Source organism: Nocardioides sp. GCM10030259 (genome assembly GCF_042666375.1).
Classification (GTDB): domain Bacteria; phylum Actinomycetota; class Actinomycetes; order Propionibacteriales; family Nocardioidaceae; genus Nocardioides.
Genome location: NZ_JBHTDF010000014.1, coordinates 1 through 744 on the forward strand (window position 1 = coordinate 1; position 744 = coordinate 744).

The 744-nt window shown below is 69.9% G+C and carries 1 protein-coding gene; it reads right to left on the reverse strand.

The window, feature by feature from the left end; genetic code table 11:
- Positions 1–14: 14 nt before the first annotated feature.
- The coding region (locus ACFQQI_RS12390; RefSeq protein ID WP_378563316.1) for a transposase at positions 15–744 on the reverse strand (730 nt) is incomplete at its 5' end.

The window sequence follows — 744 nt, forward strand, 5'->3', positions numbered from 1 at the left end:
CTGAGAGCCCTATGTCAAGCAGCCTCCTGAGTGAGGGTGCTGAGCCGGCCGTGTAGGTCGGGGTTGTAGGGCACCTGGTCGTGCCAGCAGCGCCATAGGATCCTGGTCCAGTTCTGGGCCAGGATCCTTGCTGCGTGGGGGTGTCGGCAGCCGCGGTCGCGGGCTCGGTCGTAGGTGTCGCGGGCCCATGCGTTGGCGCGTGGGGTGTCTTGGGCCCAGTCGACGAGCGCGGCGCGCAGCTGCTTGTTGCAGCCACGGCGGTAGGCGACGTTGCGGTGTTTGCCCGACTGCCGGGTCGAGGGGGCGACCCCGGCCGCGGCTGCGAGTGATGCGGGGTCGGGGAACCGGGCGCGGCAGTCGCCGATCTCGGCCAAGAGGGTGGCGGCGCGGACGACACCGGCGCGGGGCAGGGACTGGAAGATCGGGCCGTCGGGGTGGGCCAGTAGGGCTTCCTTGATCCGGACCTCGAGCACGCTCTGATGCTCGCGCAGGGTGGTGAGCAGGTCGACGAGGGTGAGCACGATGACCTCGCTGGCTTCAGCTGCTGCTCCGTTGACGCGCCCGCTGGCGGCTTCACGCAGGTGACCGACCAGCCGGGCCGGGGTGTGACGGCCGCAGTAGCCGTTGCTCTTGAGCCAGTGCGCCATCCGGAGCTCGCTCAGCCAGGCCGCCTTGGCTTCGGTGGGAAACCGGCGCAAGAAGGCCAGGCTGATCGGGCTGTCGAGCAGGTAGAACAAGCCGACC